The organism is Tenuifilum sp. 4138str, from assembly GCF_041102575.1.
Classification (GTDB): Bacteria; Bacteroidota; Bacteroidia; order Bacteroidales; family Tenuifilaceae; genus Tenuifilum; species Tenuifilum osseticum.
This window is the reverse complement of sequence record NZ_JBGCUE010000016.1, coordinates 37,669-58,786: the sequence shown is the minus strand read 5'-3', so window position 1 is coordinate 58,786 and position 21,118 is coordinate 37,669. Positions and strand designations below refer to the sequence as shown.

At 41.8% G+C, this 21,118-nt stretch carries 15 protein-coding genes; 7 read left to right on the top strand and 8 right to left on the bottom strand.

What is annotated here, in order from left to right:
* The first annotated feature begins 218 nt into the window (after positions 1-218).
* Entirely contained in the window at positions 219-443 is a 225-nt protein-coding gene (locus AB6811_RS13165; RefSeq protein WP_369491055.1) for a hypothetical protein, read from the top strand.
* Between the two features lie 55 nt (positions 444-498).
* Here the strand turns inward: AB6811_RS13165 and lpdA are convergent, their stop codons facing one another.
* Positions 499-1,887 (bottom strand): dihydrolipoyl dehydrogenase, encoded by a 1,389-nt coding sequence (gene lpdA / locus AB6811_RS13160; protein ID WP_369491053.1) that lies wholly within the window; start codon positions 1,885-1,887, stop codon positions 499-501.
* A 229-nt stretch (positions 1,888-2,116) separates the two neighbouring features.
* On the opposite strand from lpdA, the gene AB6811_RS13155 reads away from it, so the two are divergent.
* A complete protein-coding gene (locus AB6811_RS13155; protein WP_369491052.1) occupies positions 2,117-2,563 on the top strand; it encodes a C-GCAxxG-C-C family protein in 447 nt (148 codons plus the stop codon).
* A 4-nt stretch (positions 2,564-2,567) separates the two neighbouring features.
* Here the strand turns inward: AB6811_RS13155 and AB6811_RS13150 are convergent, their stop codons facing one another.
* From AB6811_RS13150 to AB6811_RS13140, 3 genes are read right to left on the bottom strand one after another with little or no spacing between them, the layout of a single operon-like run.
* Positions 2,568-3,404: a metal ABC transporter permease gene (locus AB6811_RS13150; protein ID WP_369491051.1), complete on the bottom strand. Its 837-nt coding sequence runs from the start codon at positions 3,402-3,404 to the stop codon at positions 2,568-2,570.
* 11 nt (positions 3,405-3,415) lie between these two features.
* Positions 3,416-4,198: a metal ABC transporter ATP-binding protein gene (locus AB6811_RS13145; protein WP_369491050.1), complete on the bottom strand. Its 783-nt coding sequence runs from the start codon at positions 4,196-4,198 to the stop codon at positions 3,416-3,418.
* Positions 4,195-5,082, bottom strand: a complete 888-nt coding sequence (locus AB6811_RS13140; RefSeq protein ID WP_369491048.1) for a metal ABC transporter solute-binding protein, Zn/Mn family — start codon at positions 5,080-5,082, stop codon at positions 4,195-4,197. The genes AB6811_RS13145 and AB6811_RS13140 overlap by 4 nt, the downstream gene beginning before the upstream one ends.
* A gap of 170 nt (positions 5,083-5,252) precedes the next feature.
* Here AB6811_RS13140 and AB6811_RS13135 point away from each other — a divergent pair, with 170 nt between their 5' ends.
* Both AB6811_RS13135 and AB6811_RS13130 read left to right on the top strand, forming a co-directional pair.
* Entirely contained in the window at positions 5,253-9,215 is a 3,963-nt protein-coding gene (locus AB6811_RS13135) for a T9SS type A sorting domain-containing protein (RefSeq protein WP_369491045.1), read from the top strand.
* A gap of 741 nt (positions 9,216-9,956) precedes the next feature.
* Complete coding sequence (locus AB6811_RS13130) at positions 9,957-12,503, top strand: tetratricopeptide repeat protein (RefSeq protein ID WP_369491044.1); 2,547 nt, start codon at positions 9,957-9,959, stop codon at positions 12,501-12,503.
* Here AB6811_RS13130 and AB6811_RS13125 read toward each other — a convergent pair.
* From AB6811_RS13125 to AB6811_RS13115, 3 genes are all read right to left on the bottom strand, one after another.
* Positions 12,493-13,728, bottom strand: a complete 1,236-nt coding sequence (locus AB6811_RS13125; protein ID WP_369491042.1) for a glycosyltransferase family 2 protein — start codon at positions 13,726-13,728, stop codon at positions 12,493-12,495. The two genes, AB6811_RS13130 and AB6811_RS13125, sit on opposite strands and share 11 nt — an antisense overlap.
* Before the next feature lie 117 nt (positions 13,729-13,845).
* On the bottom strand, positions 13,846-14,451 hold the full coding sequence (locus tag AB6811_RS13120) for an OmpH/Skp family outer membrane protein (protein ID WP_369491041.1): 606 nt from the start codon (positions 14,449-14,451) through the stop codon (positions 13,846-13,848).
* 143 nt (positions 14,452-14,594) lie between these two features.
* On the bottom strand, positions 14,595-14,987 hold the full coding sequence (locus AB6811_RS13115) for a co-chaperone GroES (RefSeq protein ID WP_369491040.1): 393 nt from the start codon (positions 14,985-14,987) through the stop codon (positions 14,595-14,597).
* 156 nt (positions 14,988-15,143) lie between these two features.
* On the opposite strand from AB6811_RS13115, the gene AB6811_RS13110 reads away from it, so the two are divergent.
* The 3 genes from AB6811_RS13110 to trkA all read left to right on the top strand — a co-directional run bounded on the left by AB6811_RS13110 (position 15,144) and on the right by trkA (position 19,173).
* Entirely contained in the window at positions 15,144-15,563 is a 420-nt protein-coding gene (locus AB6811_RS13110; protein WP_369491039.1) for a hypothetical protein, read from the top strand.
* 68 nt (positions 15,564-15,631) lie between these two features.
* On the top strand, positions 15,632-17,755 hold the full coding sequence (locus tag AB6811_RS13105) for a ComEC/Rec2 family competence protein (protein ID WP_369491038.1): 2,124 nt from the start codon (positions 15,632-15,634) through the stop codon (positions 17,753-17,755).
* 77 nt (positions 17,756-17,832) lie between these two features.
* On the top strand, positions 17,833-19,173 hold the full coding sequence (gene trkA / locus AB6811_RS13100; RefSeq protein WP_369491035.1) for a Trk system potassium transporter TrkA: 1,341 nt from the start codon (positions 17,833-17,835) through the stop codon (positions 19,171-19,173).
* Here trkA and AB6811_RS13095 read toward each other — a convergent pair.
* Positions 19,166-21,094 carry a tetratricopeptide repeat-containing sensor histidine kinase gene (locus AB6811_RS13095; protein ID WP_369491032.1) on the bottom strand — a complete coding sequence of 643 codons (1,929 nt, stop codon included), beginning with the start codon at positions 21,092-21,094 and terminating at the stop codon, positions 19,166-19,168. The genes trkA and AB6811_RS13095 overlap by 8 nt on opposite strands.
* Positions 21,095-21,118 lie beyond the last annotated feature (24 nt).

Genomic DNA, 21,118 nt, shown 5'->3' with positions numbered 1-21,118 from the left:
TTTTCTTTTGTAAAGATAGTGTAAGTTGATTTTATGGCTCGATATTTTCAGAGTATGTTTATGAACAGTTACAGCAAAGTGATTAACTAAAGGTGTTAATAAGTGGGTGTTCGTTGTTAGTTAATTTTTACTCGTTTTTTAGGTACATTACTTCTCACACTTATTTATCGATGAGTTAACAACCATATTGATTATCTTTGTGGTTAAATGCAATAAGTATGTGGAATATAAGTATTGAAACGGCAGTATACATTCTAATCATTGGGTTACATCTGTTTACTTTTTTTGATGTGCTGAAAAACCTGAAAAAGCAGAGGACTCCCATAATTGGTGTTCTGGCATTTTTCCCGCCAATACTAGGCCCTGTAATCTATTTTTTGATTAAGAGTTGGAAACCCAGGCAGCCACGGACATTCATGGAGAAAAAGCGTAGATTTTCATAAAAACAAAAAACCGCCACTGGAAACGTAGCGGTTTTGTGGTAATATCAAAGTAAATTTAGATATGAATTGCTTCGCCGTAAGCAGCAGCAGCGGCTTCCATAATTGCCTCACTCATTGTTGGGTGCGGATGAATGCTCTTGATTAGTTCATGACCAGTGGTTTCGAGGTTGCGTGCCACAACCATTTCGGCTATCATTTCGGTTACATTGCCACCCACCATGTGGGCACCAAGCAACTCGCCATACTTGGCATCAAATATGAGCTTCACAAAGCCATCGCGGTTACCGGCTGCAGTTGCCTTACCCGAGGCTGTAAACGGAAACTTGCCCACTTTAATCTCGTAACCAGCATCGCGGGCTGCTTTCTCGCTCATACCTACGCTCGAAACCTCAGGCGTGGTGTAGGTACAACCGGGAATGTTGCTGTAGTTTATTGGATGGGGGTTAAGCCCGGCAATCTTTTCAACGCAAACAATACCCTCGGCGGAAGCAACGTGGGCTAAAGCAGGACCTGGCACTATATCGCCAATGGCGTAAATACCCTCAACGTTGGTGCGGTAAAACTCGTCAACCTTAACCTTGCCCTTGTCCAGAATAATACCCAACTCCTCAATACCTATTCCCTCAAGGTTGGGCGTAATGCCCACGGCCGAAAGCACTACCTCGGCCTCAACCACCTCAGGGCCCTTTTTGGTTTGGATGGTAACCTTACATAGTCCGCCCGATGTATCGACCGCCTCAACCGACGCTTCGGTTTTAACTGTAATGCCAGCCTTTTTGAAGGCACGCTCAAGGGTTTTACTTACCTCCTCGTCCTCCAGGGGAACAATATTGGGCATATACTCAACCAGGGTTACCTTGGTGCCAATTGCGTTGTAAAAGTATGCAAACTCACTGCCAATTGCACCTGAACCAACAACCACCATGGAGGCCGGTTGTTTTGGTAATGTGAGAGCCTGACGGTAGCCAATTACCTTTACCCCATCCTGTTTTAGGTTTGGTAGTTCGCGCGAACGCGCACCCGTGGCAAGTATGATGTGTTTAGCAGTGTAGTCGGCTTGTGTAACATCGGAAGCGGTTACTGTTACGGTATGGTTATCCTTTAGCTTACCAAAACCATTAATAACAGTGATGTTATTCTTTTTGAAAAGGAATTGTATTCCCTTGCTCATGGCATCGGCCACACCGCGGCTACGAGCAATCATTTTTTCAAAATCGGGTTTTACATCGGCTGCCAACACCCCATAATCGGCAGCATTCGATGCATACTCAAAAACCTGTGCGCTCTTAAGTAACGCTTTGGTGGGAATACAGCCCCAGTTCAGGCATATACCTCCAAGGTTTTCCTTTTCCACCACAGCCACTTTCATGCCTAGCTGGCTTGCTCGTATTGCGGCCACATAACCTCCGGGGCCGCTTCCAATTACTATAAGGTCGAAGTTCATAGAGTCAAATTTTTGTTTGTCAAAATTACAATAACAAATGGAATGGGAAAATGTTAGATGTCATACATCGCATTAATAGTTCACTAATATCATTATTCGCATAATATTTGGGTATTACCAGATTGATTTCGATTAATACAAGTGCTGCTAATCAATATAAACATGATGGGTTATAAAAAAGAAACAATTTGGGAAACCTATTCGTAAATGAACTAAAATTGCAGATTTTATGGGAGATAAAATATCCATTGCCCTATCAAGTTTTCAGGGGAGCGCAAATTGCGCACAGTCTGTATTGCTTGCATTTGCCACTGACGAAGGGTTAACTACCGAGCAATGCTTGAAGCTAGGTGCTGGACTGGGTGGGGGTATTGGTCATAAGCAACATGTGTGCGGAGCAATTAACGCAGGGGCAATGATTATCGGATTAAGGTTTGGTAATAGTAACCTGAACGATTCCGACTCCAAGCAAAAAGCAACCGTACTTGTGGCCGAGTACATGGATAAATGTGCCAAACGATTAGGGTCAACCGATTGCTGCAGAATACTAGGAATAGATTTGAACAACCCCGAAGCAAAACAAAAGGCCCGCGATGCAGGCCTGTTCGATATGGTGTGTGGCAATGCCATTAAGGTTGTTTGCCAGCTGCTGGAGGAGGATTACCGTAAGGTTTAACTATTTACACTTTCAGTGTAAAAATCCGCTGCCTTACCAATTGAATCCCTTTTGCAATGAGGTAGAAAGCCATCATGGTAATAATGATTGTTGCACCCGAGGGAACATTCAACCTGAACGAGATAGCTATACCAGCAACAATCGAAAAAAAGCTGATTAAGGCCGATAACACAATTATCCTTCTAAACCGATGGGTTACTATATTGGCAATGTTTGCGGGTATGGTTAGCAGCGATATGATTAGAATGATGCCCACAGCTCTTATGGCAAAAACTATTGAGAGAGCAATGAGAACAGCCAACGAGTAGCTAATGAACTTAACCGGGACATTCTGTGTTTTGGCAAAATCGCTATCGAATGCCACAAAAAGAATTGGGTAGTAAAAAGCCACAAAGAATACTAGCGTAAGCGTGGCAAGTATCAGCAGCAGTAAAATATCGGTTTGGGAAATGGTTAGTATGCTTCCGAACAGGAACGACATTAGGTTTGGGGCGTAACCCGGCGTTAGGAAAACAAAAAGAATACCTACAGCCATGCCAAACGACCAAAGCATCCCTATTGCCGAATCCTCACGCAGCGTTCGCCCCTGCGACAAGTACTCAAGCCCCAGTGCCGAAAATACTGAAAAAACAGTAGCCCCCAGGATGGGGTTTAGCCCAAAATACCAAGCAATACCAATACCACCAAAGGAGGCATGGGTAATGCCACCGCTCAGAAAAACCAATCGCCTAACCACAATGTACGAACCAATGAACCCGGTTATTACCGAAAGCAGGAATGCTGAAATTATTGCATTCTGAATAAAAGCATACTGAAAGAACTGTTTAACAGCCTCAATCATAACAGGGATAATTAGTGATTGTGATTATGTTGATTTTCTTTACCATGATCGAGCAGAACGGTGTGGGGAACCGGACCATGAGCAATAATTTGGATTGGGCAATTATAGGCTGCAAGCTGCTCGTTGGTAATCTGGTTCGATTGGTGGTAAAAGAGTGTACCGTTAACGCAAGCAATGGTTTTAACATACGAGGTTATAGTACCCAAATCGTGCGATACCATTACAATAGCCATTCGCTCGTTTAGCTTCCGAAGCATCTCGTAAAGCTCTCCCTCAAAGTTGCTATCCACGTAAGTGTTGGGCTCATCCAGGATAAGCACCTGTGGGTCCGATATCAATGCCCGGCAAAGCAATGCCCTTTGCAGCTGACCACCCGAGAGCTGCCCTATGCTTTTATTCTGAAGGTTCGCAATTCCTACCTGTTTCATCAGGTCAAGGGCAACACTCTTTTGTTGGCGGCTGTAGCCGCCAAAAATCCCCTTTTTCTCCAAAAGCCCCGATAGCACTACTTCCCTTACGGATATGGGAAAATTTTTATCAATCTGGCTTGCCTGTGGCAGGTAACCAATTAGTGAACCGTTTCCCTTTGTGTGGTAAATAACCTCACCGGTAAAGGGCTTTAACTGACCTATTAGTAGTTTTATTAGGGTTGTTTTCCCTCCACCATTCGGGCCAATTATACCAATAAAATCGTTAGTGTTTATGGTGAGGTTAACATTACGCAAAACAATGTTTTTACCGTATCCGGCTGTAACGTTAACCAGCTCTATCAGCTTGTCGGTTGGGTTTGTCATTTTACATTACTTGCAATTGCGTTAGCAATAAAAATCATACTCTCAGCCCAGTTTTCCTGAAGCGGGTCAACCTTAACCACTGTACCGCCAAGCTCATTGGCAATGGTTTGAGAGTTGTGCGTATCGAACTGGCTCTGCGAGAGAATGGTTGTGATACCCTCGGCACGGCAGCGCTCAACCAGCTCCATCACCCCTTTAGCCGATGGACTTTTCCCTTCGTGTTCAACGCTTAGCTGGGTTAACCCGTAATCGCGGGAAAAGTAACCTAAAGCTGGATGGTATATTACAAAGGCTTTACGACCGGAACCTGCCAGAATGCTCCTAACCTCATTATCAACCGAATCGATATGGGCAACCAAGCGGTTGAGGTTGGCGTTGAACTCGCTTTCCCTCTCGGGAAAAAGTGTAGTTAGGCTTTGGGCAATGGATTTAGCCATTATCCTGGCATTGGCAGCCGACATCCAGGTATGGGGGTCAACGGCATGGTTATGCCCCTGATGGCTTTCGTGATCGTGGTTGTGCTCACTTTCACCCTTAATCAGTTCAAGTCCCTGCGACAGGTCGATATACCTGAATTCTGCATTATCCTTTAGCTTTTGCTCCATTCCCTTCTCGAAATCGAGTAGCCCTATGGAAAAGTAGGCTTTAGCCTGTGTAAGCTCAGCCATTTGCTGAGGGGTTGGCTCAAACATCTCAGGGCTACTGCCCGGAGGAACAAGTACCTTAACCTGAAGGGAGGAATCGGCAATCTTTTCCACAAAGTATTTTAGTGGCAGTATGCTTACCACTACTGTTGGCTTACTGGTGTTTGTAGTTTGGATATCACAACCAGTAAGTAATGTCAGTGCTGAAAGCGTTGCAATAGTTATGTATCGAGAAACCATAGCAAATATTAGTTTGATGATAAAGTTACACAATTAAAGTAGCATTAAGTAACCACAATCATTGGAATTTGTTTAAGCCCCTTTCAAAGTTCTTGTTATCAGATATAAGTGATTTTGTAAAAAAATAAATTAATTTATTTTTGTCCAAATATTTAAACATATCAGTTTACATGAAAAAAGTTATATTCTATTTGGTTTTTGCAATTTCAGCACTTGCTGGGCAAGCGCAGGATCCTGCAATAGTTATGACAACTGCCAAAAGCATTAATTCTCAATTCACTTTTGGTATTCAAGCTGCCGCTCCAAATACACCCATACAAATTGATTGGGGAAATGGCGTAAAGGAAAACTTTACCATTGGCAATTCACTTGAATTTTTCAATTACCCGCTTAAAGGTAACTCGGTAAAAATTTGGGGCGAGGGTATTACTAATCTAAATGTTGCATCAATGGAACTCACTGCCTTAGATGTTACACGGGCAACCTCCTTAACTTACCTGTACATTAAAACCAACAAGATTTCAACCCTAGATTTAAGTAATTGCACTGCACTAACCTATGTTGATTGTTCCGTGAACCTTTTGAATAGTCTTAACCTCCCTAATACATCTACTTTAGTTGGTGTAAACTGCGCAAACAACAAGTTAACATTTGTAACACTTCCTACAAAACAACCCACCTGGACATCATACACTTACAGCCCACAACAAAACTTTGCACTGCCAAAGCAAACCTACAGCACCAATGAGGAGATAGATCTTAGTAGTCAATTAAATGTTGATAGCCAAACTACTACCTACACTTGGAAAACAGAAAGCGGAACAACCTTAGTAAATGGAACGGATTATAACGAAAATGGTGGAAAATTTACCTTTCTTAAAACATTTCTTGATAGCTTGTACTGCGAAATGACTAACGCTGCATTCCCCGATCTAATTCTAACTACAACCAAAATTTCGATACCTCAACTGCCAAATGTTCTAATGACCACAACCTCTGCCGTTGGAAGCACATTCACATTTGGTATTGGTGCAACAGAAAGCAATACACCCATTAAGGTGGACTGGGGGAATGGAGTTTTGGCTAGTTATACAATTGGAGAGAATACGACAGTATCGGGAACACTTGCTGGTAGCACTATTAAAATTTATGGCACGGGCATTAGTTATTTGGATTTATCTGAGAAAAAATTGACTTCATTGGATGTGACAAATAATAATACACTGACTAAACTTTATTGCAGTAAAAACCAATTAACTACTCTTGATGTTTCAAAGAGTAATTCGCTCAAAGAACTATACTGTAACAATAATTCCATAGCTTCGTTAGATGTAAGTAATTTGGATGCCCTACGCATTCTTCATTGCTTTAGTAATGGCATGAACAATTTAACAATTGATGGATGCAACTCTCTGGAAACGCTTTATTGCTATTACAACAATCTAACCTCATTAAATACTAGCAGTTGTCCATCCCTTAAGTTGCTCTACTGCACTGGAAACAAAATAGTTTCTTTGGATGTTTCTGAAAATTTAAACCTAACGGAACTTGGCTGTACGGATAATATGCTCACAAGCCTAGATTTGTCAAGAAATACAAAACTCGAACTTCTGGGATGCTCTAACAACCAACTAACTAACATCGATTTACAAAATAATCCTTTACTTTACAGGGTACATCTAGCGAATAATCAACTTACACAATTAAATTTAGCCAATAATCCATTAATAAGCAGGCTCGACATTCCAGGGAACTGGTTAACATTCGCAACCCTACCCATAGCAACAACAATTCTTACAAACTATATTTATTCACCACAGCGGAATATTATCCTGCCTAAAACAGAGTACACTCTTAACGAGGAGGTTGACCTGAGCAGCCAGCTTACCGCTGGAGGTAATACCACCACCTATACATGGAAAACTGCTGGGGGAAAAACATTGGTTAAGGATTCAGACTACACCGAGAATAACGGGAAATTCACATTTCTAAAACAACCCTGCGACTATTTTTACTGCGAGATGAGGAATGCAACATTTCCGGAACTTACGCTAGTTACTGAGAACATATTCATTACCCAAACCGAACCCTCCGTTACAATGACCACAACCTCTGCCGTTGGAAGCACATTCACATTTGGTATTGGTGCAACTTCAAGCAATACTCCCATTAAGGTGGACTGGGGGAATGGAATATTGGCTAGCTATACTATTGGAGAGTATACGACAGTTTCGGGAACACTTGCTGATAGCACTATAAAAATTTATGGTGTGGGTATTATGCATTTGGATTTATGGGGGAAAAACTTGACATCTTTGGATGTTTCTAGCAATAAAGCGTTGAAACACCTCAATTGCAACAGTAACAAGCTAACCACACTTGATGTGACAAATAATACTGAGCTGACTGATCTTAATTGCAGTTCAAACCAACTATCTGCTTTAGATGTAACTAACAATTCTAAAATTAACAAACTATACATTAGTTATAATAAATTTATTTTCACTACACTGCCAATAAAACAGGCCTCCTGGACTACATACACCTATAGCCCCCAAGCTAAACTTATTCTCCCTAAAACAGAGTACGTTCTTAACGAAGAGATTGACCTTAGCAGCCAGCTTACCGCTGGCGGTAATACCACCGTCTATACATGGAAAACTGCTGGGGGAAAAACACTGGTTAAGGATTCAGACTACACCGAGAATAACGGTAATTTCAGATTCCTAAAACCACCCCTAGACTATTTTTACTGTGAAATGAGGAATGCTGCATTCCCTGAACTAATTCTAACTACAGAATATATTTCAATTTTTCAGAATAAGCCATTTTTATCAATGACCACATCCTTTAGTATTGGAAGCACATTCACATTTGGTATTAGTGCAACAGCACCTAATGCTTCCATTCAGGTAGACTGGGGTGATGGAATATTGTCTGCTTACACTATTGGAGAATATTCAAACACCATATCTGGAACACTTTCAGGCAATAGCTTAAAAATTTATGGACTAGGTATAGACTATCTTGACTTAAGTTATAAAAATTTAAAATCCTTAGATGTATCCGGAATTCCTACATTGAAAAGTCTTTATTGTGATTACAATTTTCTAAACACCATTGATATATCCAAAAATATTGAATTGAAAAATCTTTCGTGTGATGTAAACAAAATTAACGCTCTCGATGTATCTAAAAATGATTCATTGAAATATCTTTCATGTTGGGTGAATAATTTAAGGGTCCTCGATGTTACAAACAACATTGCGCTGCTTCACCTCAATTGCGGTGGTAACCCACTTACCTATATTAATGTGACCAATAACAAAAAACTAACTGCACTTTATTGTTCATCAATTTATTTGAGAACTCTCGATGTGTCAAACAATTCTGCCTTGACAGCCCTTAATTGCAGTATGAACCAGTTAACCACTCTCGATGTGTCAAACAATTCTTCTTTGAGAACCCTTGATTGTCATTCAAATCAAATTACTGACCTCGATTTAACCAATAATACTGCGCTTAGAGACCTAACCATATATAATAATAAATTTTCATTCAGCACGCTTCCAGTAAAGCAAGCTTCTTGGACTTCATATTCATACAGTCCCCAGTTAAATATTAACCTACCAAAGAAGCAGTACGGACTAACCGAAACGGTAGATCTAAGCAGTGAGTCAACCATAAATGGAAATGCAACCAACTATGTTTGGAAAACCAAGGGCGGTTCTACCCTTACTGCAGGTACTGACTATAATGTTACCAACGGTGTAACCACATTTCTAAAGGTTCAACCCGACAGTGTTTACTGCGAAATGACTAACGCCTCATTCCCAGACCTTACTCTCAAAACAAGTAGCATTAAAGTTTCACAGTTCCCCCTTTCTGTTCCCAATAGTAGGCTTTCTGCAAGCATATTCCCAAATCCGGCTTCTGAGTTTGTAAATATTGAACTTAATGAGAATATTTTTAGGGTTGAAATCTTTAACTCCCTGGGTATTAAATTACTTGAGCAGGAAACCAATATAGCCCCACGGGTGGTTTTACATCTGAATAATATTCCAGCAGGAATACTAATTGTGAGAGCATACACCAAAAATGGTTTTACCGAAAATAAGATAGTTAAGCTTTAATACCATTTATTGTGGTTTGGATATGTAAGTTTATTTGGCTTTGTGAGAATTAATCCTTTTGGAAGAAAGATACCTGGTTCTGCAAATGACTAAAAGCGGAAAGTGCTCACAGGTTAAATAAACTACATTAATTCAACGCCACTGAAAGAATTGCCGTCAACCAAATAGGTGACGGCTTCTTTTTTCTATTACTAAACCCTCAAAAAATATTTCTGGCTACCATTTCGGTTAAACGTGCTCTAATTTCCACCCTCTCTACCATTCCTACTCATTCCGTATCTTTTCGTCATATTCTTAATCATTCCCACCTAAAGTCACGCGCTTAACGGCTCACGTTTAACGTTTTAACTCGTAATAGATATTCCTCGACAAGCTCGGAGAGACAATAGTTAATAATTAGATTTCGTTTAACGGTTCATGGTTAACGGACAAAACTTCCTCAATTTCTACATTCCGAGTATTCAGACTCATTCCGACTCATTCCCACCTAAAGTCACTCGTTTAACGGTTCACGGTTCACGTTTAACGTTTTACGGACTCTAACTCCCTCAAATTCCATATTCCGTTTCATTCCGTCTCATTCCGACTCATTCCGATTCATTCCTCTAAAACTGTTTCCGCATCGCCTTCCTTTTAGCCCTATTAAATTTGTTAATTCATGGCACTTCGGTTCATTTTTATCAAATTCCTTTGCATAATGCTGTAATCTTTAGTAATTTGCTCACGAATCATTGTGTTACCATGAGGGCAAAAGTCGTATCAATCACCCTATTAGCGCTAAACTTTGCATTTTTTCAGGTAAATGCAAGTGAGCGCGATAGCTTACTTAACCTTCTTTCGGCCTCAAAGGGTAAGGATAAGGTTGAAATCCTTATAAAGCTTACCGAGGCAACCTCCGGCACCGACGAGGCCATTAAGTATGCCGATGAAGCCATTGTGGCTGCTCGCAAAATAAACGATGAGCTGCTTGCAAAAGCTTACCTGAATAAGGGCTACGCCCTATCGGAAAACTATCAGGATAATGATGCCATTGAGTACTACCGCAAAGCGCTTGAGCTGGCGCAAAAGAATGGCTTTAAGAGTTCGATCCTGGAGGCCTATAAAGGAATTTCTACATCGTACTTCTATATCGATTCGTTTGGGGAGTCGCAAAGGTATGCCAGCCTGTTGCTTCAACAAGCTCTTGAGCTTGATAGCCTAAGGTACCAGGCATACGCATACTTTAGGTTAGGGAAAATACTTCAGGAGCAGGGCAAAAACGATTCAGCCCTACATTACATTAGTCGCTCCCTGGGGTTAAGGGAAAAACTTGGCGACTGGAAGGAGATAGCCCTTACCTACAATGGTCTTGGGCGTATATACTTTGACCTTGCCCAGTACGATAGCGCAATATGGTGCTACAGCAAGGAGGTTGAGCTTAAGGAGCAAATGGGCGACCAACCTGCCTACCTTGCCATTGCCTACCTCAACATAGGGAGAACTCACATTGCCATAAGTAACTTTCAGCTTGCCCTTGAGCAGTACCAAAAGGCACTCCGTACTTTTGAAAGCATAAACCACCAGGAAGGAATAGCCACCTGTAACTCGGGGTTGGGTATGATTTACGAGAATCTATCGCAAAGCATTCTTGCCACCGACGAGAACGAGGCCAACTACCTTAAGGCTCTATGCTACCATAAAACAGCTCTTGAGCTATTCCATAATCTGCAAAAGAAAAAGGAGGAGGGCCAAACCCTTCAGAATATTGGCAATGTTTTTTCGCGCTTAGCCACTAACCGTTATGTTGCCCGCTTTGGCGAAATGTGGGAAGATTCCCTTTACAAGATTAAACAAACCGAAATTCTTGCCTCGTTCGATAGCGCAAGGCATTACTACAATAAAGCCCTAAGCATTTTTGAAGATCTGCATGAGGAAGGCGAGATAGCCAAAGTAAACACTAATTTTGGCAGCATTTACAGCTGGGCTCGCGACTGGGAAAAGGCAAACACTTATATCAACCGTGCTCTGCAACTGGCACGAAAAAATAATCTGCTTTACGAAACCACAGCAGCCCTTTACGCAAAGGGCGAGAGCCTATTCCGTCAGGGACGATTCGATGAGACAGAAATTGTATTCATTGAATGTTCCAGACTATCAGAAAAGCTTGGGTTAAAGGAAACTCTACGTTACAGCTATGAGCGTCTATCGAAGCTATACGAGCATCGTGGCGATTTGGTACGCGCATATGCATACTTTAAACAAGCAGTCAAAATAAAGGATGAAATTTTCAGCGAAAAGAGCCAGAGGGTGATGGCCGAAATGCAAACCAAGTATGAAACCGAAAAGAAGGAACAACAACTTGTTTTGATGAAGAATAAGGATGAACTCCAAAAGTCGATAATTCAGCGTCAAAAGCTAATGATTATTGGCGCTATTGCCGGTTCGTTCCTTATACTCATGGTTGCCCTGCTCATGTTCAAGATGTTCCGCGATAAGCAGCGCGCCAATATTATTCTTGAAGAAAAAAACGCCCTTATTACCCGCCAGAAACAGGAAATTACCGATAGCATTAAATATGCCAGCCGCATTCAAACAGCAGTTTTGCCTACATCGGCTCTAATCTCCGATGTGCTCCCCGACCACTTTGTGCTTTTCCTACCCCGCGATATAGTTAGCGGTGACTTTTACTGGATGACCCGTAAGAACGATAAAATTGTACTGGTTGCTGCCGACTGTACCGGACATGGTGTGCCCGGTGCGTTCATGAGCATGCTGGGTGTATCGTTCCTTTACGAGATTGTAAACAAGGAAAGTATACTTCAACCAGCCGAGATACTTAACAACCTCCGTAACCACATTAAAACAACCCTAAGCCAAACTGGTAAGATAGAGGAGCAAAAGGACGGAATGGACATTTCGCTTTGCGTAATCGATAAGCAAAACCAAAAGCTGGAGTGGGCTGGCGCCTACAACCCGCTTTACCAAATACGTAAAGGCGAGCTTATTGAGTATAAGGCCGATAAAATGCCCGTTGCCGTTCATATCAACGACTTCAACTCGTTCACCAATCACGAAATTGAATACCAGCCCGGCGACGCCTTTTACATGTTCTCCGATGGTTACGCCGACCAGTTTGGCGGTACCGATGGTAGAAAATTCATGCTAAAACGCCTTAAGGAGACCTTGCTAAGCATATGGGAAAAGCCAATGGATGAGCAAAAGGAAGTGCTGCATAAAATTCATATGGATTGGCGCGGTGAGGAAAACGACCAGGTTGACGATATCCTGATCATTGGATTCAGAGTTTAGCACACCACTCCACACTTTCAATCTCCCTATAGATCAGTAGCAGTTCCTGTGTACTGAGCGTTTCAGATGGTTTATATCCCAAACAAGCTAAAAGGTTTTTTGCCTGATCGTCAACCGGTTGCCTGCCGTAGTGCTTTTCCGCAGCAAAGTTCATATACTTCAATAGCATAAAGGCATCGAACCAGAGGAAAAATCGCTTTTTAAATGTTTTAGGCGATGATGCATTGGCTCTCACGTTTTCAATTGCCTTTGCGGCATCAACTTGCATAAGAAATTCCTTAAGCGGCTCCGCCAACGATTTAATAAACCCCTCCGTTTGCGGAACGCTGTACCCAAATAGGTTACTTACATTCAGAAGTAGGGGTTTAAGGTTAAGAAACGATTCAAGGTGATAGGACGATATAGGCTCATGGCTGTAAACCAGCTTGCTCATTGCCCTACCAGTTCCAAAGGGAACCCTGTTCGATGGCCTTGGCGATGGGTAAACGCAGGTGTTGTTAAGCTCCCTGAAATGTCCATGGGGGATTATCTTTTGAAGAAAGTAAAAGTCCTCCCCCGCCTGATGGCGATTCATCCCGCCAAACTTAACGTAAGCTTCAGCACTGCATGCCATTGATGAGCCAACTGTATGGTAGGCAAACGGAAAACCAATAAAGCGTGTAGCCTGATTATAGTATCGGAGGTGTAGCTCATAGGCAGCAATCCCATTGTAAACCTCAGCAGGAAAATCATCGCCGGAAAGCGGGTGTTCAAAGCGAATTGAGCATGCATGGGTTTTGGGGTATTGGTTCCACATCCTGTAAAGTTCTGCAAGGTAGTTTGGCTTGCACTGGGAATCGGCATCAAAACAGGCTATGATACCCTGTTGCCTTCCAACGCTAAGCAGCCTAAAGGCAGCCTCGTCCATCCCAATTTGCCGGGCATATCCAACACCAGCCTGTTTACGGGGTAAGTTAAATGCCATAACAGCATGAAAACGCAACCGCTCACTACCCCATAATTGGTTTGCCTCAACAACATCAATAACGGATTTTAGGGAGTTTTCCAACACCTCTGAATTTGAACCCTCAGGGTGATTTACAACTACAATTACCTCAACGTCGCAGGATGGTAGATTGCATTGTGCAATCGAACCCAACGATTTTAACAAACCTCGTTCATTGTAGCTGGGAATTACAACACACATCCCCAGGTTAGCCGAAGGGTTAACATCAATCCTGGGCAAAAATTTCTTTTTTGTGAAGTAGTTTACCCACATGGCGTTACAAAAATAGCGAAACCCTTTCTCATGAAAAAGATTCGAAAGGGTTTCGGGTTGGTTTAGGTTTAGTATAGGTGGGTATTATTTTTTCTTGGTTTCAGCGTACTTTTTGTTTAAACCCTCAATCACCTCCTTGGTAATATCGTTAGCGGGATTTCCGTATAAAAGCGGGCCACCGAATGTGTTGCTGAGAATTAAATGGTAACCCTTATCGGCGTTGTACTCTTTAAGGTACTCTACAATGCTATTGTGAATCAATCGGAGTTTAACCTGTTCCTCCTCGGCAAGCTGCATGCGCATCTCATCCCGAAGCTGGTATAACTGCTGCTCTTTGGCAGCAAGGTTGGTTTGAAGCTGCTGTGCCTCGGAGCGGGTTAGTAAGCCCTTTTGTACCTTATCCTGAAAATCATATGCTTCCTTCTCAAAGCTACGCGACTTTGCGTTAAGGTCAGCCTCTTTCTTTCTACCGCTCTCTTCAAGTTCCTTTTTCATGTCAAAGTACATATCGTAGCTATTCATGAGGGTGTCCATGTTAACCCACGCAGCAGTAAATTGTTCCGTTGATGCGGCACTCCCTTCGGTTCCTTTAACATCACCCCTTTTATTTACTTTGGTAAAATAAAGAACAAAAAGAACAACTATGGCAACGCCAAACAGAATGTTGATTATTAGGTTTGTTTTCTTCATAATTAGTTGTTATTACTGATTAGTATAATTCAAGTTATTCAAAACGCACATTAAATCAAACATCCACAAACATACTCATGCAAATATAAATGAAAATGAAACATAACAAAATATTTAAGCCAGTTTTTTCCCATCTAAAACGATTATTCCAACAGACCCTCGTCGCGGAAAAGTAATAAAATTGATGAGAAAGGAACAACCACATACTTCTCGCTGTTGAACTCAACCTCAATAGCATTTTCGTGCAGATAAACCGCAAGGTCGCCTACCTGCGCTTGCAGGGGGAAGTACTTAGCGTCGTTTCTGCTCTTTTTCCAGGGTTCATCGGCCTCCGTAAACATTGGGATTGGATATCCTGGGCCAACCTTAACCACATAACCGCTATGGGCTTTTTGCTTTTCCTGAACTCCCGGTGGCAGTAAAAGCCCTGCCTTAGTTCGTTCATCGGGGTTTTTGGGCTTAATCAAAACTCTGTCGCCAACCACAATAATACTGTCAAAATCTTTAGGATCGAACGAAAGTGACATATTATTCATTGTTTATCACAGCAAAAATATCGTTTTGTTTTTAAAACCACGTTTTTTGTAGTTAGATTTAATGATTCTATCCACAAAATTAAAATGAGCGTTTATAACCTATTGACTTGCTAATTGTAAACCACTAAATTGCAAGAGAAAATCAATTTAACTTTTATGGGTTTTATTGAAATCTTCAACAGCCATTATGCGGTAGGTATATACAACCCAGAAAAAAAGTGTGTTGAGGTTACCTGGCACGGAAACCAAACCTTTGAGGAGTACAAAGCGCTCTTTCAGGCGCTTTTGGAATTCCAGCGCAACTCTGGGTTAGAGGTAATTGGTTACATTTCCGATATAAGAGACCAGGGTGTAGTAAACCCCAATAACCGAAAATGGTTTGAACAGGTGGCTTTGCCACAGGCTGTTAGCCAGGGTTTAAAATGGGCTGCAGTGGTTTTTGATGGAAATACATTCAAGCGTTATTACCTTAACCTTATACTTCAGGTGGCAAATGTTTATGGGCTCCCGCTCAAATTTTTCAACTCAAAGGATGAGGCATACAAATGGGGTGAATCCCTAACAGTGCAAAAATAGCTGAAGCCTATAGCAGGTTTTGAAACTCAAGATTAAAAGTTGTAAATTTAGTTGCAGTTACAACCAGTATGGTAAAAATACCTGCAAATATCCATGAGGTTCCTTTTTTTCGTTTGGTATTACCATTAATAGGCGGTATTCTTACTCAGCATTACTTCAATCCTTTCAGCACAACACTTCTAATTTTTGCCATACTTATACTTTTTTTACTCCTGCTTTTTACTCGATATTTCATCGGGTCATGGACTAAACGATGGGTTTTTGGTTTAACACTTAACTTCCTGCTAGTTTTCATTGGTTGCTTACTTGTGTCGGCCAAAAGGCCGGAAGTAAACATTAAACCAAACTCGAACTATACCATGCTGCTAAGGCTTACTGAGCCGCCTGTTGCTGGAACCAATTCCATTAAGGTTAAGGCTGAAATTATAGATATAAAACCATTTTCGGCTCTTGATTCGCCAAAACCCGTGCTACTATACTTTTTACTTTCCGATAGTGCTAGCCAGGCATTAAGCTATGGCGATATAATAGCCCTATCGGGAAATCTTAAGGAATTTTCGGAACCTCCCAACCCGTACCAGTTTAACTTGAAAAGGTACATGCACCTTTTAGGAATTGTTTACTACATACGGGTTAGCCAGGGTTACTGGGAGAAAGTTGGAAGCAATCCGAATAAAATCTTCAAGTTAGCATTCAATGCACAAAACTATGTAATTGAAACCCTGAAAGGGTACGGAATAGGCGGCCAGGAACTGGCTGTGATTTCAGCATTAATGCTAGGATACAAATCGCTGTTGGACGATGAAATCCGAAAAGTATACTCATCGGTGGGGGCCATGCATATACTTGCTGTTTCCGGGTTGCACGTGGGGTTGATTTTTGGGTTGGCGGTGATGATTGTTGCCCTTTTGCCAAAACGGCGATACTGGATGGGAATTAGGCTGGCCATAGCCCTTGCCGTACTGTGGGGGTATGCAGTAATTACCGGTTTATCGCCCTCGGTTTGTAGAGCTACCATAATGTTTTCGCTTTTTGCCATTGGGCAAACTGCTTCATTAAAGACCAATGGCTACAATACACTTGCAGCTGCAGCCTTCGTTCTGCTGGCAAGTAATCCATTTATGTTGTTTAACGTTGGCTTCCAGCTCTCATTTGCCGCTGTTCTTTCTATCGTCTTTTTTCATCCTATCATATACAATCTAGTTAAACCACAATTTAAGCTAATTGATTACCTATGGTCGCTCTTGTCGGTTTCGGCTGCAGCGCAAATCCTTACCCTACCCCTAACGCTTTACTACTTTGGCCAGTTCCCTGTTGTATTCCTGGTCACAAATCTCATTGCAATTCCGCTGGCAACTATAGTTTTGTATCTTTCCTTGGTCACGGTAACTTTTTCAATAATTGAGCAATTGGGCTTTCTGTTTGCTAAAGTTCTTGGGTTTACTACATGGCTCTTAAATTCAGGGCTTAAGCTAATTGATACATTTCCCTTTTCCAGTATAGGTTCAATATTCTTTACCAGCTGGCAGGCAATACTACTTTTTCTATCAACCCTGATGTTTTCGGTATATCTAGTAAATCGTCGAAAATCCTTTCTGCAGCTATCATTTATTTCGCTTATAGGCGTACTTGCCATTGGCACAGTGCACTTGCTAAGGGTTAAAAATCATGCGGAGCTGGTTGTGTTTCCTGTACCAAAAAGTTCAGTAATATGTGTAAACTGTTACGGAAACGCTCTAATGGTTCTCTACGATTCCATCGATACCAAGTATCCAACTGATGGATACATCAGAAATCGGGCGTTACAAAAATCCCATGAAATAAACCTAAACTTGTACCAAAAGGAGGAGCATTCAACCCAGCTAAAAATCATCCGAAAATCGGGGTTGGCTTTACTCATTACAGGTAACAAATCCATTGCATTAGCCTATAACGATAGCGCAAAGAATATTAAAAACATTAATCCCCTAAATGTTGACCTGCTTATTGCCAACCGTTTTTATACCAGCAGCCTATTGAACATCATTAACCCACAAAAGGTGATTATTGACCCAAGCGTTAAATCGGCATACGCTAATCGGCTTACATCAACACTGATTAAGAACAATATTGCTTATTACAATACAAGCCTTTCGGGCTTTTTTGAATATAACCTTAACGAAACGAATCCGAAAACCTTTGCATTTCAGTAGATAATAATTATTTACACCCATGTACATTTTGATTAAAAATGATGTTACTTTGCAATTTATTTTTGAATAAATAATCCATGTACATTATAGTTGTTGGCGCAGGCGAAGTAGGAACACATCTGGCTAAAATGTTAGCCAAGGAATATCACGATGTTACTGTGATTGACCCCGATGAGGAGATGCTTAGTCACGTCACAGCCACTGCCGATGTACTCACCATTCAGGGTTCGGCAACATCGATAAAGGTTTTGAAGGAGGCTAACATCAAAAAGGCCGATTTGTTTATAGCCGTTGCACACTCTGAGGAAACCAATATAGTTTCGGCAACCCTTGCCAAAAAACTTGGCGCCAAAAAGGTAATTGCCCGTATCGACAAGTGGGAATACCTACAACCCAACAACAAGGAAATTTTCCTAAACCTTGGTATCGATTCGCTCATCTACCCTGAAAGGCTAGCCGCCCGCGAAATTATCACCCTGCTTGGCCAAACCAGCTCTACCGAGTTTGTCGATTTCTCCGGTGGAAAGCTTTCGCTCATTGTATTCAAGCTCGAAGAGGATTCTCCGGTTGTTGACTATACACTGCTTCAGGCTACCAAGAATACTCAGAGTCTGGACTATAGAGCCGTTGCCATATCGCGCGAGGGTATTACCATTATCCCCCGGGGGAACGACCAATTCAAGGTAAACGACCTTGTTTACGTTATTGCAAACCAGAATGGTATTAAAGAGATGCTGGAGTACTCCGGAAAAAAGAATATTGATGTTAACAACCTGATGATTCTGGGAGGAAGCCGCATTGCAATACATCTGGCCACTGAGCTGGAGCGTTCCATGAATGTTAAGCTTATTGAGGTTGACCCCGAGAAGAGCGAAAAGCTGGCTGCCCAGTTTAAAAATGCTCTTGTAATTAATGGCGATGGGCGTGATACCGACCTGTTGATGGAAGAAGGCCTACAGTACATGGACGCCTTTGTGGCGGTTACCGGTAATTCGGAAACCAATATCCTGTCGTGTATTATTGCAAAGCGAATGGGGGTAAAAAAGACTATTGCCGAGATTGAAAACATCAACTATATAAGGTTAGCTGAAAGTATTGGTGTTGATACCGTAATTAATAAGAAGTTGATTACGGCAAGCCGCATTTTCCGCTACACCATGAGCACCGATGTTTCCACCATCAAGTGCCTTACCGGTTCCGATGCCGAGGTGCTTGAGTTTATTGTTAAACCAGGCGCCCCTATAACCAAGGGTAAACTCAAGGATATTGGCTTCCCTAAGGATGCCATAGTTGGGGGTGTTGTTCGTGGCGATAACGCCTTTATTGCTAAAGGCGATACAGAAATAAAGCCCTACGACCGAGTAGTGGTGTTTGCCCTCCCTACGGCTATAAACAAGGTCGGTAAGTACTTTAACTAACGTGAGGCAAACTAACCGTAAAAGTGCTCCCCCTTTGCGGCTCGCTGGTTACCTTAATCTGTCCGCCTAAATCGGTTACCAGCTGATTGCAGATTATTAAGCCAAGCCCACTACCCTGCTCGTTCATTGTGCCAGGTTGGGTCAATGATTCTAGGGTATTAAAAAGCCTATCGGTGGTTTCCCTGGGCATACCCACCCCGTAATCGGTAATGGAAATTTCCACATGGTTTCCCTTTTGCAAAGCGAACACATCAACCCTTCCCCCGGGGTTAGAAAACTTAATGGCATTAGAAATCAAATTCCTAACCACCGTGCTTAACATATCGGTATCGGTGTGAATGCTAATGCCGGGCTCAACCCTGTTGTTTATAGCAACACTTTTAATCTCGGCTGCAGGCTTTTGGGTCAGTATTACCCTGTCAATAAACTCTTTCAAATCAATGTTGCTCTTTCGGGCTATAACCTGCTTACCCTGCGATTTAATCCAGCTAAGAACATTTTCCAGCAAATCGTTTGTGGCAAAGCCTAAGGCATATAAACGCCTCGAAAGCTCTATCAATCCATCGTCGCCAATGGCAAGACTTTTATCCTTTACCATTTGCGCAATGGTTACAATGGAGGTTAACTGATTTTTAAGGTCATGGGCAAGAATTGAGAAAAATCTATCCTTGGTACTGTTAAGCATGTTAATTTCATCGCGCTGAGCCTGTAGTAGCCTGATATCCTTTGCCCGTTTAATGTAAAAATAAATACCAAGCCCAACTACAAGAGCAAGAAGGATTATGATTGCAATGTAAAGTTTTATAATATTTCGCTGGAAATCCAAGCGTTCAGCAAGTGCCTTTTCCCTTTCTTTTTGTAGGTTCAGCGTTTCCTCGTACTTTAAAGCCTCAGTTAGCTGGGTTAAGCGCTCAACGTACTGGCTAAGCGATATGCTATCGTTTATCTCGGTTGCCTTGCTACTAAAATAGTATGCCTTATCGAATAGTTTCTTTTGAGCATAGGCATATGCCAAACCGTTATAGCAATCGCGCGATACCGTAAGGTTCTTAAAACTCTCGTTATACTTTAAGCTTTCATCAAAACAGTAAATGGCATTATTGAAGTTACCTAATTTATTGTATAGTTGACCTTTGTAATAGTATGCAATTGCAATCCCTTGCAAATCGTTTTTGGGTGAATATAAATCAATGGCAGTTTGAATGCTTTGTAAACTTTTACTGTATTGTTCCCTCAGCAGCTCTATTGATCCTATGTTGAGATGCGACGTTGCTATACCCTGATTGTATCCAATTTTCTGCCGTAACTCCAGTGAATGCGTGAAACAATTTAGCGCCGAATCTAGCTCATTCTTATTCTTGTATATGGTACCCATGATGTTGTAAATGTAGGCAAGGGTATAATCATCGTTAACCTTTTGGGCATACTCCATGGCACGCTTGCCAAACTCAATAGCTCTTCCGTACAGCCCAAGCCTATTATACAGGTCGGCTAGGTTGTTATACTGAAATGCTAAGTGCTTGTCAAAACCATGGGTTCGTGAAACCTCCAATCCGTTAAAGTAACACTCCAGGGCTTGAGCGTATCGTCCTTTGTTCCTATAAGCTATACCTAAGCGGTTGTATGAATCGGACAATTCCATTTTAAGGTTTAACGATTTGGCAAGCGAAACCGCCATTTGTCCATACTCTATGGCTTTATCCGGATCGCTGTTTCGGTTCTCCCAGCATAGTAACTTTAATGTAACCACTTTCACAGAGTCGTCGGGACGCTCCAGAACCTTTGCAAGTGCCTCAAGCGATGAAGGCTTAACACCTTCCAGCAAATCGTCCTGAGCGCTTATAAACCCCGATTGAGCAACAAAAAGTATTAGTAGTAAGGAGATGTTTAAAGCTATAGCCTTAACTATGCGAAACTTCATACTAAATTTTTTTTAAATATACAG

Excerpts from the sequence above, each read along its gene's own strand:
- AB6811_RS13135 (WP_369491045.1), top strand. The coding sequence starts at position 5,253 with ATGAAAAAAGTTATATTCTATTTGGTTTTTGCAATTTCAGCACTTGCT.
- AB6811_RS13165 (WP_369491055.1), top strand. The coding sequence starts at position 219 with ATGTGGAATATAAGTATTGAAACGGCAGTATACATTCTAATCATTGGG.
- AB6811_RS13110 (WP_369491039.1), top strand. The coding sequence starts at position 15,144 with ATGGGTTTTATTGAAATCTTCAACAGCCATTATGCGGTAGGTATATAC.
- AB6811_RS13120 (WP_369491041.1), bottom strand. The coding sequence starts at position 14,451 with ATGAAGAAAACAAACCTAATAATCAACATTCTGTTTGGCGTTGCCATA.
- lpdA (WP_369491053.1), bottom strand. The coding sequence starts at position 1,887 with ATGAACTTCGACCTTATAGTAATTGGAAGCGGCCCCGGAGGTTATGTG.
- AB6811_RS13115 (WP_369491040.1), bottom strand. The coding sequence starts at position 14,987 with ATGAATAATATGTCACTTTCGTTCGATCCTAAAGATTTTGACAGTATT.
- AB6811_RS13155 (WP_369491052.1), top strand. The coding sequence starts at position 2,117 with ATGGGAGATAAAATATCCATTGCCCTATCAAGTTTTCAGGGGAGCGCA.
- AB6811_RS13140 (WP_369491048.1), bottom strand. The coding sequence starts at position 5,082 with ATGGTTTCTCGATACATAACTATTGCAACGCTTTCAGCACTGACATTA.
- AB6811_RS13130 (WP_369491044.1), top strand. The coding sequence starts at position 9,957 with ATGAGGGCAAAAGTCGTATCAATCACCCTATTAGCGCTAAACTTTGCA.
- AB6811_RS13105 (WP_369491038.1), top strand. The coding sequence starts at position 15,632 with ATGGTAAAAATACCTGCAAATATCCATGAGGTTCCTTTTTTTCGTTTG.
- AB6811_RS13145 (WP_369491050.1), bottom strand. The coding sequence starts at position 4,198 with ATGACAAACCCAACCGACAAGCTGATAGAGCTGGTTAACGTTACAGCC.
- AB6811_RS13150 (WP_369491051.1), bottom strand. The coding sequence starts at position 3,404 with ATGATTGAGGCTGTTAAACAGTTCTTTCAGTATGCTTTTATTCAGAAT.
- trkA (WP_369491035.1), top strand. The coding sequence starts at position 17,833 with ATGTACATTATAGTTGTTGGCGCAGGCGAAGTAGGAACACATCTGGCT.
- AB6811_RS13095 (WP_369491032.1), bottom strand. The coding sequence starts at position 21,094 with ATGAAGTTTCGCATAGTTAAGGCTATAGCTTTAAACATCTCCTTACTA.